The organism is Vibrio sp. KUL80 (assembly GCF_059725495.1).
This window is the reverse complement of record NZ_AP045842.1, coordinates 1,021,804-1,037,279: the sequence shown is the minus strand read 5'-3', so window position 1 is coordinate 1,037,279 and position 15,476 is coordinate 1,021,804. Positions and strand designations below refer to the sequence as shown.

At 49.9% G+C, this 15,476-nt stretch carries 2 protein-coding genes; both read right to left on the bottom strand.

Annotated elements, in window-relative coordinates; translation table 11 throughout:
- Window positions 1-103: 103 nt before the first annotated feature.
- Window positions 104-6,916 carry a cadherin-like domain-containing protein gene (locus AC6I8U_RS21230; protein WP_498018423.1) on the bottom strand — a complete coding sequence of 2,271 codons (6,813 nt, stop codon included), beginning with the start codon at window positions 6,914-6,916 and terminating at the stop codon, window positions 104-106.
- Between the two features lie 20 nt (window positions 6,917-6,936).
- Window positions 6,937-15,282 (bottom strand): cadherin-like domain-containing protein, encoded by an 8,346-nt coding sequence (locus tag AC6I8U_RS21225; protein WP_498018422.1) that lies wholly within the window; start codon window positions 15,280-15,282, stop codon window positions 6,937-6,939.
- Window positions 15,283-15,476 lie beyond the last annotated feature (194 nt).

Here is a 15,476-nt window from a genome sequence, read left to right as displayed (position 1 = left end):
AAATAGGCGACAAACACTAGTTAATCCATTGTGTTTATTCTAGAAGGCTACTTAGAGAAAATAAAAAAGCGACCCAGAAGGTCGCTTTTTTTAATCTTATCAACTAGCTATCTTGAATAATCAAAATGTTATTAAGCATATTATTATCAACACCAACAACACCTTCAAGTTCAATGGTTACCGACTTTCCATTGCCTTTGTCGACATTAATCAAAGTGCTACCGTTGTCTTCTGAAACAACAATTGTATTGTCAGCTAGCAGATCATCCAGTGAGTCTGTTTCTTCAAACAAGTCTTTAAGATCAATGACATCATTGTTACCGTTTTCCCTTGAGAAGTCAGTAATAACATCACGATGACCGTCTAAATCACTTTCGGTCCACTTAAACGTATCGTTACCCTCACCGCCTGTAAGAGTATCACTACCTTTACCACCGATTAGCAGGTCATCGCCATCACCACCTATGAGCAAGTCATCCCCTTCTGTACCGTATAGGTAAGAAGTTTCTGTGCCCTGCGCAGCGAAGTCGTAATCTTCATCGTGATTAGAGTCGGTGAAGTTACCCTCAGGTGAAATGTTGATGGTTACCGTAGCGTCACTACTGCTTCGCGCGCCGTCATCGTCAACCGCTTCATATTTGAAGCTATCGGTAACATCTGTATCTACTGCCTCAAAGCCTTGTAGAACAAACCCTTTGCCGTTTTCATTCGTCAACACAACCCTGACCTCATCAAAAGGCTGTTCAGATTGAATATCCATTGTCGCGACTTTAGAGCTGTTGCCTGAGGCTGGATGCAAGTCGGTATCAGGGTCAAGCTGCTGGGCACCGACATAGGCTCCATTAAGATACAAGAAGGCAGTAATTACCGCTGCCTGCGCATTTCCATTGCCTTGAACGATATTGCCAGTCAGGCTCGCCAGAGTAACCTTGGCATGTGTCATACTCCCAGCCGTATAGCGCACCGCAATATACTCGCCTTCATCCGTGTTACGACCATTACCGTTTTCGTTATCTTGCCCATTTTGACCGGTTTGTTGAGTAAAGAAACCGCTATGTTTGTCGTTGCCATTGTCATCGTAAGCGATGTTTGCTAGCTGATCTGCTGAGATTGAGTCAGGGTCGGGGCGAACTCCGGTATAAATACCACCAGTAATCTCAATGTTTTGCTCGAGTAAGGCAGAAAGACTCGGATCGAAACCATCTTCATTTGCAGAGAAACCATTGTTGAGCTCGTATTGGATCACTGTTTTATCCAAAACGGTATCCCCAACTTCAAGGTACAATCGACCATCACCATTATTAACGTCAACGTAGAGCTCCCCGAACTGTGGTAATTCAGTGATTTCAACTAAGGTGTCTTTGTCGCTGTTTACATCATCCTCGATGTCAGTTGCAAAATCCGCGAAATGCAGCGGTATCGTGTCATCTCCCGCGAATACATCAAAATCTACAACTTCCGGTGGGGTGTTGTTCGCTTCATTCACATCTAGAACAATGAGGTTGATGGTTTTAACGACGGACTTGTCAGCTACTGGATGCTCTGTATCTCCCTCAGATGAAGTAGCTGTGACGGTCAGCGTGTACGTATTTGGATCGGCCACTACTACCTGAAGGTTCTCCAAACTAACGTCCGTAGGCAGCTCTGCAACGCCACCGGTGACAGTTAGTTCACTGCCATCCAACCAAAGGGTAGCCCCATCGGGAAGACCAGAAAGTTGCAGGGTCAACGATTCTGAACCGTCTACATCCGTTAAAGCCGCACTAATATCACTCAGATCAATTCGGGAGTCTTCGTAGCCTACATTTTCCGTGGCAGACAACGTGATATTGTCTAGAAGAGCACCGTAGCTATTTTGTTCTGGTGATTCAAAAACGACTCTGTAGTTACCATCATCAGGAATTTGGAAGAACACTTGTTCATCACGAGACCATTGCCTTACATCAAGCTCATGCTCCCCACCGTTAGAATAAGATCTCAGCACCTCAACGTCTTCCCAGACACCAGGTGAGGTCTCTTTCGTCAATATGATGTCCATTGGCGAGTCATTTCGTCTAGCTGCAGCATCAAAGTTTAACTCGTAAAACTGACCTGCCTCTCCATCAAACTCGGTAAACAGAGAGTCAGTTTGACCACGGCGACCCTCGATTTCAAAAATCTGGTTGTCACCGCCGCTGCCCATATAAACGCGCTCTTTACCAACCTCTCCTCGATCGGTAATAACCCCCCAATCACCCAGATTGAGCTCATCTGGGGTATCGACACTAAGCTGAGTCCCATCGATATTACCTTTCCAGCTTCTATTACCTAAATCGACGTTCTCGAAATTGATTGCCGACAGGATTTGTTCACCCGACACCGTTAGCGTCGGCATGTCGGTAACAGGTTTTACAGTGACCGAAAGGTCGTGCATTTCAACGGAAGCACCGCCACTACCTACACCATCTACAGTTAAAACAAAGTCTTCGTCACTGTTCTCTGGTGGCAAAATGGACAGATTGGCAAGTTGTGAAGGCAATACTTCAATAGAATCACCCGTAAACGTCAGCTCTGTGCCATCATCAAAGAGCTTAGCTCCACTCGGAATGCCAGAAATCACTACCTTAGATACATCACTACCTGCTGGTAATACAATGGCCAGACCGATATTAGTATCTTCATCACCTTCTGCTGGCGAAACAACAACATCCGCAACGGCGCTTACATCAATCGTCGACACTGCGGTATTTGATGGAAGCGACTGATCGTCAAATGTAGTGATCTCGATAACTCGACTTGTTTGGTCTGGATTTTGACTCGAGTTTTCAAACTTAATCAGCTGAATGGCTGCTTCATAGTCCGCAGGGGTCGCCTCTCCTGTTAGCGTTATCTTAATCGATTCCGTTGGTAATCCCTCATCGATAACCTCGTAACCATATTGGAGGCCGCTAAGTAAGAAATCGCCATCTTGTAAACTAGCAATCTCGAAAGTATCTCCGTCTTTCGGGTTCGTGAACAAGATTTCGGCAGAGCCGATAACATTGTTTTCATCAAAAATGGTGATGTCATCATCGACCACGTTGATTGGCGCATCGCCTTCAACAAACAGAGCTTCATAGCCCGTGCCTTCTTCGCTGAGATCTAGGTCCAGTGTTGGTGGCATGTTGTTATCACGTTGGTCGACAATCGTCACAACAGACTCTTGGCTCTCTCCATCGTCACTATCTACAGCCTTGTATTTGAAGCTGTCGTTGAGTGCAGTTTCGATGTAACGAAGCTCCCAGTTACCAGGTCCATCGGTCCCAACGGTTACACCCGCAATGAGTACCCCTTCATCAACACCTGTTAGGTCATCTACAGAGAAACTGATCTCATGGAACAGATTATTGTTACCTGATGTATCTTTCTGCACGTCTGGGACATAATCAACCACGTCGCCATTGCTGAGTGTTACTTGAATCGTCACAGCAGACTCATTGTCGTCGTTTAGCCCACTGTAGAAGTAGCCGCCCATACCATCGAGGCCAAGATTAATGTGGGTTGCAGGGCGCTCAGAGAAGTCAATGGTGAGTTCTTCACCTTTGTTGATACCTTGACCACCACCAATCCCTAAACCATGCCCCACATGATTATCTTGCACATCACCACGGTATTGAGTCAGGTTGCCTCTGTTCGAACTTATAGCTATAGAGTCACCATTTTCCAACTCTAGGACGCGGTTCTTGCCATCAACTTTTTCACCCCAGTTGTAGAACTCATCCTTAGTACTCTCTAAATCACTATCGGTTGGTATCACCTTGGTACCCAGTACGAAGCCTCGAGCATTAGAATCTGGTTGGTAGGTGATCAGAGTCGGATCAAAGGTATCTTCTTTATCGACATTAGTCTGAGTGATTGCAATACCGTTGTAGAACAGTGTTCCGCTGACAGGAAGTTCGGTAATCGTCACCTCTAGTTGCGTACCATCTGCGTCATCTTCTATGTCAGATATATGGTCAGTACCAGGTCCTGAAATGTCCCCCTCTCCTGTATCAAAAATTACGGGGGTTGGAGAGCCATTCGTTACGGTAATCTCAAAGTCTTCTGATTCAGGATTATCGTTTAAACCGGTGACGGTTATTGTGACTGTCTGAGCTTCACTTTGTTGACCTTCGTTATCAGTCGCATAGTAAGTAAAATTAACGAGCTCCGACTCACCCGCAGCTAAGCTTTGGAAGTCTGTACCTGGATCGAATGTGTATGAGCCATCAGGGTTAAACGTCAGCGTGCCCTTACCATCTGGGACGTCCGTTTGGAGATAGTAAAACGCAATGGTGCCATCGACATCGCTCGCATCTGGAACGTTACGCGTGATCGACGTGTCTTCGTCGGTCATCTCATCGGCTGGCAACGCCACTGGACGATCATTGGTGCCGGTTACCGTGATGGTCACGGTCTGTGGCTCACTCGCCAGACCTTCGTTATCCACGGCAATGTATGTAAAGCTCACCTCTTCGGACTCACCATCAGTCAGGTCTTGGAAGTCCTCACCTGGGTTAAAGGTGTAAGAGCCGTCAGAGTTAAACGTCAACGACCCCTTGCCGTCTGGGACATCCGTTTGAAGGTTGTAAGACGCAACAGTGCCATCGACATCGCTCGCATCTGGAACGTTACGCGTGATCGACGTGTCTTCATCGGTCATCTCGTCTGCTGGCAACGCCACTGGACGATCATTAGTGCCGGTTACCGTGATGGTCACTGTTTGCGGTGCACTTACCAGACCTTCGTTATCCGTTGTGGTGTACGTGAACGTCACGTCTTCGGATTCACCATCAGTCAGAGCTTGGAAGTCCTGACCAGGATCGAATGTATAGGACCCATCAGGGTTAAACGACAACGTGCCCTTGCCATCTGGCACATCATTTTGAAGATTGTAAGACGCAATGGTGCCATCAACATCGCTCGCATCTGGAACGTTACGCGTGATCGACGTGTCTTCGTCGGTCATCTCATCCGCTGGCAACGCCACTGGACGATCATTGGTACCCGTTACTCTAATGGTGACAGTCTGTGGCTTACTCGCCAGACCTTCGTTATCCACGGCAATGTACGTGAAAGTCACCTCTTCGGACTCACCATCCGTCAGAGCTTGGAAGTCCTCACCTGGGTTAAAGGTGTATGAGCCGTCAGGGTTAAACGTCAGCGTACCCTTACCATCCGGCACGTCCGTTTGAAGGTTGTAAGACGCAACAGTGCCATCGACATCGCTCGCATCTGGAACGCTGCGAGTGATCGAGGTGTCTTCGTCGGTCATCTCATCGGCTGGCAACGCCACTGGACGATCATTGGTGCCGGTCACTGTAATGGTGACAGTCTGCGGCTCACTCGCCAAACCCTCGTTATCTATCGCAATGTATGTAAAGGTCACCTCTTCTGACTCGCCATCCGTCAGAGCTTGGAAGTCCTCACCTGGATTAAAGGTGTATGAGCCGTCAGAATTAAACGTCAATGACCCCTTCCCATCTGGGACGTCTGTTTGAAGCGTGTAAGAGGCAATGGTGCCATCAACATCTGAAGCTGCCGGAACATCGCGAGTGATTGACGTATCTTCGTCGGTCATCTCATCCGCTGGCAACGCCACTGGACGATCATTGGTGCCCGTTACTGTGATGGTCACGGTCTGTGGCTCACTCGCCAAACCTTCGTTATCAACGGCAATGTATGTAAAGGTCACCTCTTCCGACTCACCATCCGTCAGGTCTTGGAAGTCCTCAGCTGGGTTAAAGGTATAAGAGCCGTCAGAATTGAACGTCAACGATCCCTTGCCGTCCGGCACGTCCGTTTGAAGGTTGTAAGACGCTATCGTGCCATCGACATCTGAAGCTGCCGGAACATCACGAGTGATTGACGTATCTTCGTCGGTCATCTCGTCTGCTGGTAACGCCACTGGACGATCATTGGTACCCGTCACTGTGATGGTCACGGTCTGTGGCTCACTCGCCAGACCTTCGTTATCCACGGCAATGTATGTAAAGGTCACCTCTTCGGACTCACCATCCGTCAGGTCTTGGAAGTCCTCACCTGGGTTAAAGGTGTAAGAGCCGTCAGAATTGAACGTCAACGACCCCTTACCGTCTGGGACGTCCGTTTGAAGGTTGTAAGACGCAACAGTGCCATCGACATCGCTCGCATCTGGAACGTTACGCGTGATCGACGTGTCTTCGTCGGTCATCTCATCGGCTGGCAACGCCACTGGACGATCATTGGTGCCGGTTACCGTGATGGTCACGGTCTGTGGCTCACTCGCCAGACCTTCGTTATCCACGGCAATGTACGTGAAGGTCACGTCTTCGGACTCACCATCAGTCAGGTCTTGGAAGTCCTCACCTGGGTTAAAGGTGTAAGAGCCGTCAGAGTTAAACGTCAACGACCCCTTGCCGTCTGGGACATCCGTTTGAAGGTTGTAAGACGCAACAGTGCCATCGACATCGCTCGCATCTGGAACGTTACGCGTGATCGACGTGTCTTCATCGGTCATCTCGTCTGCTGGCAACGCCACTGGACGATCATTAGTGCCGGTTACCGTGATGGTCACTGTTTGCGGTGCACTTACCAGACCTTCGTTATCCGTTGTGGTGTACGTGAACGTCACGTCTTCGGATTCACCATCGGTCAGAGCTTGGAAGTCCTGACCAGGATCGAATGTATAGGACCCATCAGGGTTAAACGACAACGTGCCCTTGCCATCTGGCACATCATTTTGAAGATTGTAAGACGCAATGGTGCCATCAACATCGCTCGCATCTGGAACGTTACGCGTGATCGACGTGTCTTCGTCGGTCATCTCATCCGCTGGCAACGCCACTGGACGATCATTGGTACCCGTTACTCTAATGGTGACAGTCTGTGGCTTACTCGCCAGACCTTCGTTATCCACGGCAATGTACGTGAAAGTCACCTCTTCGGACTCACCATCCGTCAGAGCTTGAAGTCCTCACCTGGGTTAAAGGTGTATGAGCCGTCAGGGTTAAACGTCAGCGTACCCTTACCATCCGGCACGTCCGTTTGAAGGTTGTAAGACGCAACAGTGCCATCGACATCGCTCGCATCTGGAACGCTGCGAGTGATCGAGGTGTCTTCGTCGGTCATCTCATCGGCTGGCAACGCCACTGGACGATCATTGGTGCCGGTCACTGTAATGGTGACAGTCTGCGGCTCACTCGCCAAACCCTCGTTATCTATCGCAATGTATGTAAAGGTCACCTCTTCTGACTCGCCATCCGTCAGAGCTTGGAAGTCCTCACCTGGATTAAAGGTGTATGAGCCGTCAGAATTAAACGTCAATGACCCCTTCCCATCTGGGACGTCTGTTTGAAGCGTGTAAGAGGCAATGGTGCCATCAACATCTGAAGCTGCCGGAACATCGCGAGTGATTGACGTATCTTCGTCGGTCATCTCATCCGCTGGCAACGCCACTGGACGATCATTGGTGCCCGTTACTGTGATGGTCACGGTCTGTGGCTCACTCGCCAAACCTTCGTTATCAACGGCAATGTATGTAAAGGTCACCTCTTCCGACTCACCATCCGTCAGGTCTTGGAAGTCCTCAGCTGGGTTAAAGGTATAAGAGCCGTCAGAATTGAACGTCAACGATCCCTTGCCGTCCGGCACGTCCGTTTGAAGGTTGTAAGACGCTATCGTGCCATCGACATCTGAAGCTGCCGGAACATCACGAGTGATTGACGTATCTTCGTCGGTCATCTCATCGGCTGGCAACGCCACTGGACGATCATTGGTACCCGTCACTGTGATGGTCACGGTCTGTGGCTCACTCGCCAGACCTTCGTTATCCACGGCAATGTATGTAAAGGTCACCTCTTCGGACTCACCATCCGTCAGGTCTTGGAAGTCCTCACCTGGGTTAAAGGTGTAAGAGCCGTCAGAATTGAACGTCAACGACCCCTTACCGTCTGGGACGTCCGTTTGAAGGTTGTAAGACGCAACAGTGCCATCGACATCGCTCGCATCTGGAACGTTACGCGTGATCGACGTATCTTCGTCGGTCATCTCGTCAGCTGGCAACGCCACTGGACGATCATTGGTGCCGGTTACCGTGATGGTCACGGTCTGTGGCTCACTCGCCAGACCTTCGTTATCCACGGCAATGTACGTGAAGGTCACGTCTTCGGACTCACCATCAGTCAGGTCTTGGAAGTCCTCACCTGGGTTAAAGGTGTAAGAGCCGTCAGAGTTAAACGTCAACGACCCCTTGCCGTCTGGGACATCCGTTTGAAGGTTGTAAGACGCAACAGTGCCATCGACATCGCTCGCATCTGGAACGTTACGCGTGATCGACGTGTCTTCATCGGTCATCTCGTCTGCTGGCAACGCCACTGGACGATCATTAGTGCCGGTTACCGTGATGGTCACTGTTTGCGGTGCACTTACCAGACCTTCGTTATCCGTTGTGGTGTACGTGAACGTCACGTCTTCGGATTCACCATCAGTCAGAGCTTGGAAGTCCTGACCAGGATCGAATGTATAGGACCCATCAGGGTTAAACGACAACGTGCCCTTGCCATCTGGCACATCATTTTGAAGATTGTAAGACGCAATGGTGCCATCAACATCGCTCGCATCTGGAACGTTACGCGTGATCGACGTGTCTTCGTCGGTCATCTCATCCGCTGGCAACGCCACTGGACGATCATTGGTGCCGGTCACTGTAATGGTGACAGTCTGCGGCTCACTCGCCAAACCCTCGTTATCTATCGCAATGTATGTAAAGGTCACCTCTTCTGACTCGCCATCCGTCAGAGCTTGGAAGTCCTCACCTGGATTAAAGGTGTATGAGCCGTCAGAATTAAACGTCAATGACCCCTTCCCATCTGGGACGTCTGTTTGAAGCGTGTAAGAGGCAATGGTGCCATCAACATCTGAAGCTGCCGGAACATCGCGAGTGATTGACGTATCTTCGTCGGTCATCTCATCCGCTGGCAACGCCACTGGACGATCATTGGTGCCCGTTACTGTGATGGTCACGGTCTGTGGCTCACTCGCCAAACCTTCGTTATCAACGGCAATGTATGTAAAGGTCACCTCTTCCGACTCACCATCCGTCAGGTCTTGGAAGTCCTCAGCTGGGTTAAAGGTATAAGAGCCGTCAGAATTGAACGTCAACGATCCCTTGCCGTCCGGCACGTCCGTTTGAAGGTTGTAAGACGCTATCGTGCCATCGACATCTGAAGCTGCCGGAACATCACGAGTGATTGACGTATCTTCGTCGGTCATCTCGTCTGCTGGTAACGCCACTGGACGATCATTGGTACCCGTCACTGTGATGGTCACGGTTTGTGGCTCACTCGCCAGACCTTCGTTATCCACGGCAATGTATGTAAAGGTCACCTCTTCGGACTCACCATCCGTCAGGTCTTGGAAGTCCTCACCTGGGTTAAAGGTGTAAGAGCCGTCAGAATTGAACGTCAACGACCCCTTACCGTCTGGGACGTCCGTTTGAAGGTTGTAAGACGCAACAGTGCCATCGACATCGCTCGCATCTGGAACGTTACGCGTGATCGAGGTGTCTTCGTCGGTCATCTCGTCTGCCGGCAACGCCACTGGACGATCATTGGTGCCGGTTACCGTGATGGTCACGGTCTGTGGCTCACTCGCCAGACCTTCGTTATCCACGGCAATGTACGTGAAGGTCACGTCTTCGGACTCACCATCAGTCAGGTCTTGGAAGTCCTCACCTGGGTTAAAGGTGTAAGAGCCGTCAGAGTTAAACGTCAACGACCCCTTGCCGTCTGGGACATCCGTTTGAAGGTTGTAAGACGCAACAGTGCCATCGACATCGCTCGCATCTGGAACGTTACGCGTGATCGACGTGTCTTCATCGGTCATCTCGTCTGCTGGCAACGCCACTGGACGATCATTAGTGCCGGTTACCGTGATGGTCACTGTTTGCGGTGCACTTACCAGACCTTCGTTATCCGTTGTGGTGTACGTGAACGTCACGTCTTCGGATTCACCATCGGTCAGAGCTTGGAAGTCCTGACCAGGATCGAATGTATAGGACCCATCAGGGTTAAACGACAACGTGCCCTTGCCATCTGGCACATCATTTTGAAGATTGTAAGACGCAATGGTGCCATCAACATCGCTCGCATCTGGAACGTTACGCGTGATCGACGTGTCTTCGTCGGTCATCTCATCCGCTGGCAACGCCACTGGACGATCATTGGTGCCGGTCACTGTAATGGTGACAGTCTGCGGCTCACTCGCCAAACCCTCGTTATCTATCGCAATGTATGTAAAGGTCACCTCTTCTGACTCGCCATCCGTCAGAGCTTGGAAGTCCTCACCTGGATTAAAGGTGTATGAGCCGTCAGAATTAAACGTCAATGACCCCTTCCCATCTGGGACGTCTGTTTGAAGCGTGTAAGAGGCAATGGTGCCATCAACATCTGAAGCTGCCGGAACATCGCGAGTGATTGACGTATCTTCGTCGGTCATCTCATCCGCTGGCAACGCCACTGGACGATCATTGGTGCCCGTTACTGTGATGGTCACGGTCTGTGGCTCACTCGCCAAACCTTCGTTATCAACGGCAATGTATGTAAAGGTCACGTCTTCCGACTCACCATCCGTCAGGTCTTGGAAGTCCTCAGCTGGGTTAAAGGTATAAGAGCCGTCAGAATTGAACGTCAACGATCCCTTGCCGTCCGGCACGTCCGTTTGAAGGTTGTAAGACGCTATCGTGCCATCGACATCTGAAGCTGCCGGAACATCACGAGTGATTGACGTATCTTCGTCGGTCATCTCGTCTGCTGGTAACGCCACTGGACGATCATTGGTACCCGTCACTGTGATGGTCACGGTTTGTGGCTCACTCGCCAGACCTTCGTTATCCACGGCAATGTATGTAAAGGTCACCTCTTCGGACTCACCATCCGTCAGGTCTTGGAAGTCCTCACCTGGGTTAAAGGTGTAAGAGCCGTCAGAATTGAACGTCAACGACCCCTTACCGTCTGGGACGTCCGTTTGAAGGTTGTAAGACGCAACAGTGCCATCGACATCGCTCGCATCTGGAACGTTACGCGTGATCGACGTGTCTTCGTCGGTCATCTCATCGGCTGGCAACGCCACTGGACGATCATTGGTGCCGGTTACCGTGATGGTCACGGTCTGTGGCTCACTCGCCAGACCTTCGTTATCCACGGCAATGTATGTAAAGCTCACCTCTTCGGACTCACCATCAGTCAGGTCTTGGAAGTCCTCACCTGGGTTAAAGGTGTAAGAGCCGTCAGAGTTAAACGTCAACGACCCCTTGCCGTCTGGGACATCCGTTTGAAGGTTGTAAGACGCAACAGTGCCATCGACATCGCTCGCATCTGGAACGTTACGCGTGATCGACGTGTCTTCATCGGTCATCTCGTCTGCTGGCAACGCCACTGGACGATCATTAGTGCCGGTTACCGTGATGGTCACTGTTTGCGGTGCACTTACCAGACCTTCGTTATCCGTTGTGGTGTACGTGAACGTCACGTCTTCGGATTCACCATCGGTCAGAGCTTGGAAGTCCTGACCAGGATCGAATGTATAGGACCCATCAGGGTTAAACGACAACGTGCCCTTGCCATCTGGCACATCATTTTGAAGATTGTAAGACGCAATGGTGCCATCAACATCGCTCGCATCTGGAACGTTACGCGTGATCGACGTGTCTTCGTCGGTCATCTCATCCGCTGGCAACGCCACTGGACGATCATTGGTACCCGTTACTCTAATGGTGACAGTCTGTGGCTTACTCGCCAGACCTTCGTTATCCACGGCAATGTACGTGAAAGTCACCTCTTCGGACTCACCATCCGTCAGAGCTTGGAAGTCCTCACCTGGGTTAAAGGTGTATGAGCCGTCAGGGTTAAACGTCAGCGTACCCTTACCATCCGGCACGTCCGTTTGAAGGTTGTAAGACGCAACAGTGCCATCGACATCGCTCGCATCTGGAACGCTGCGAGTGATCGAGGTGTCTTCGTCGGTCATCTCATCGGCTGGCAACGCCACTGGACGATCATTGGTGCCGGTCACTGTAATAGTGACAGTCTGCGGCTCACTCGCCAAACCCTCGTTATCTATCGCAATGTATGTAAAGGTCACCTCTTCTGACTCGCCATCCGTCAGAGCTTGGAAGTCCTCACCTGGATTAAAGGTGTATGAGCCGTCAGAATTAAACGTCAATGACCCCTTCCCATCTGGGACGTCTGTTTGAAGCGTGTAAGAGGCAATGGTGCCATCAACATCTGAAGCTGCCGGAACATCGCGAGTGATTGACGTATCTTCGTCGGTCATCTCATCCGCTGGCAACGCCACTGGACGATCATTGGTGCCCGTTACTGTGATGGTCACGGTCTGTGGCTCACTCGCCAAACCTTCGTTATCAACGGCAATGTATGTAAAGGTCACCTCTTCCGACTCACCATCCGTCAGGTCTTGGAAGTCCTCAGCTGGGTTAAAGGTATAAGAGCCGTCAGAATTGAACGTCAACGATCCCTTGCCGTCCGGCACGTCCGTTTGAAGGTTGTAAGACGCTATCGTGCCATCGACATCTGAAGCTGCCGGAACATCACGAGTGATTGACGTATCTTCGTCGGTCATCTCGTCTGCTGGTAACGCCACTGGACGATCATTGGTACCCGTCACTGTGATGGTCACGGTCTGTGGCTCACTCGCCAGACCTTCGTTATCCACGGCAATGTATGTAAAGGTCACCTCTTCGGACTCACCATCCGTCAGGTCTTGGAAGTCCTCACCTGGGTTAAAGGTGTAAGAGCCGTCAGAATTGAACGTCAACGACCCCTTACCGTCTGGGACGTCCGTTTGAAGGTTGTAAGACGCAACAGTGCCATCGACATCGCTCGCATCTGGAACGTTACGCGTGATCGACGTATCTTCGTCGGTCATCTCGTCAGCTGGCAACGCCACTGGACGATCATTGGTGCCGGTTACTGTGATGATCACGGTCTGTGGCTCACTCGCCAGACCTTCGTTATCCACGGCAATGTATGTAAAGGTCACATCTTCGGACTCACCATCAGTCAATGATTGGAAGTCCTCACCTGGGTTAAAGGTGTAAGAGCCGTCAGAGTTAAACGTCAACGACCCCTTGCCGTCTGGGACGTCTGTTTGAAGGTTGTAAGATGCTATCGTGCCATCAACGTCCGAGGCAGCCGGGACATCACGAGTGATTGACGTATCTTCGTCGGTCATCTCGTCGGCTGGCAACGCCACTGGGCGATCATTGGTACCCATCACTGTAATAGTGACAGTCTGCGGCTCACTCGTCAGACCTTCGTTATCCACGGCAATGTAGGTAAAGGTCACGTCTTCCGATTCTCCTTCCGTGAGACTCTGGAAATCCTCACTAGGATCATAGATATAAGAACCATCGGTACTAAATGTAAGTGTCCCTTTTCCATCTGGCACATCGGTTTGTAGATCAAATGATGCAACACTACCATCGATATCGCTCGCCTCCGGCACATTTCGGGTAATGGATGTATCTTCGTCAGTCATTTCATCCGCTGGCAGTGCAACTGGGCGGTCATTGCTACCTGAAACAGTGATGGTTATCGTCTGTAGTTCACTTGTTAATCCCGCTTCATCAATAGCAAAATATGTAAAAGTTACGTCTTCTAATTCACCTTCGGTAAGATCTTGGAAGTCGTCACCAGGATTAAACGTATATGACCCATTTCCATTAAATACAAGATTACCTTTGCCTTCTGGAACATCATCCTGTAGAGCATAAGACACCACTGTTCCATCAACGTCATTGGCGTCAGGAACGCTCCGAGTAATTGATGTATCCTCGTCCGTGATCTCATCGCTTAGTATGGCTACTGGTCGGTCGTTAACACCCGTGACTGTAATGGTCACAGTTTGGGGGTCACTCGCTAAACCTTCATCGTCTCTGGCAATAAATGTGAAAGCCACATTTTCCGACTCCCCCTGATTCAACCCTTGAAAATCTGAACCGGGATTAAATGTGTAAGAGCCATCTGAGTTAAAGACCAAACTACCTTTGCCTTCAGGGACATCATCCTGAAGTTCATAAAGTGCGACCGTACCATCAATGTCGGTTGCTTCAGATACGCTGCGACTTATAGAGGTGTCTTCGTCGGTCATTTCAATTGAAGGGCTTGCTATAGGGCGATCGTTAACACCAGTGACCGTTATAGTAACAGTCTGTGGCTCACTAACTTGACCGTCATCGTCAATCGCAATGTAAGTGAATGTTATGTTTTCTGACTCACCATCAGTAAGGTTCTGGAAGTCCTCACCCGGATTGAACGTGTAACTACCATCTTCGCTAAATATAAGATTACCCTTTCCTTCAGGGATATCCTCTTCGAGTGCATAAGACGCTATTGTACCGTCTATGTCTGACGCCTCCGGTACGCGACTAGAAAGAGAGGTATCCTCATCGGTCGATGCTTCTCCATCTTCAGCGACCGGAGCATCGTTTATCTCATTTAATGTAATTTGGACAGAACCCGATTGAACAGAATTAGGTTGGCCTTGCTGGTCATCAACCTGGTATGAGAAGAGGCCTGCACTTTCAGATGCGGTTGGTTCCTCTGAAGTAATAGGGACTTCACTAGGGGCGTCGTATTGTAAAGAAGCGAATTCATCGACGGTTAATTGGTCTCCAATGGAGAGTGGGTTTCCATCAGAGTCGGTCACCATTCCCAAGTCTGGGAGCTCTGTTACAGTGATGATCAAAGTATCATTGTTGGCATCTGTGGGGACGGATAAACCCAAAGCGTTATCTTGCGAGTCTTCGTCGAAATTTCTAATCGAACCAAAAGCAACCGGAGAGCTGTTAAACGTCAACTGGAGTAGTGTGAGGGATTGTGTTGCTGACAGCCCTTGCGCCTCAAGACCAGACGTATCGAAGTTGGTAGACGCAATGATTTGTGCATCAGTTCGGGCTATGGAGCCAGTAGCAATAGGACTAGAACCACTATTTTCGCCCGCTGCAGTGGCTTGTTCTTCGTTTTGTGTCGGGTCATCGCCCTCTTCAATCGCAGCAATGATCGCCTCAGCATCAGAATCGTCAATAGTGATCTCTTGGCTTTGCCCGTCTTGTCGGATAAGTTCGATGTTTAACTCATCTCCGACCTCTTCATTATCGAGGACGCGGATAACCACATCACCAGGTCGAGGATCTGCTCCTAGAGGAAGAACCACCAACTGCCCGTTGGCATCAACAACTAATGTACCTGAAACTTGCGCTAAGCCATGTAATGTAAACACACTCATGTTCTACTCCTTGAACCGTCCGACAGCACAACAGACGCATGTGAATTCCTTTGATTGCTCACCTATTCTTTTGCTTGTTTTAAAAGTGAGCTCTACTTCCTGCCAACATCCTGTGTAACAGATTAGTTCACCAATTAAAACTATATTAGTAACTGTTTCGTGTTTGTCTCAAAAACGAAAAAAAAGTCTCGTTA

Coding starts and splice junctions, on each gene's coding strand:
- AC6I8U_RS21225 (WP_498018422.1), bottom strand. CDS start 15,282: ATGAGTGTGTTTACATTACATGGCTTAGCGCAAGTTTCAGGTACATTA.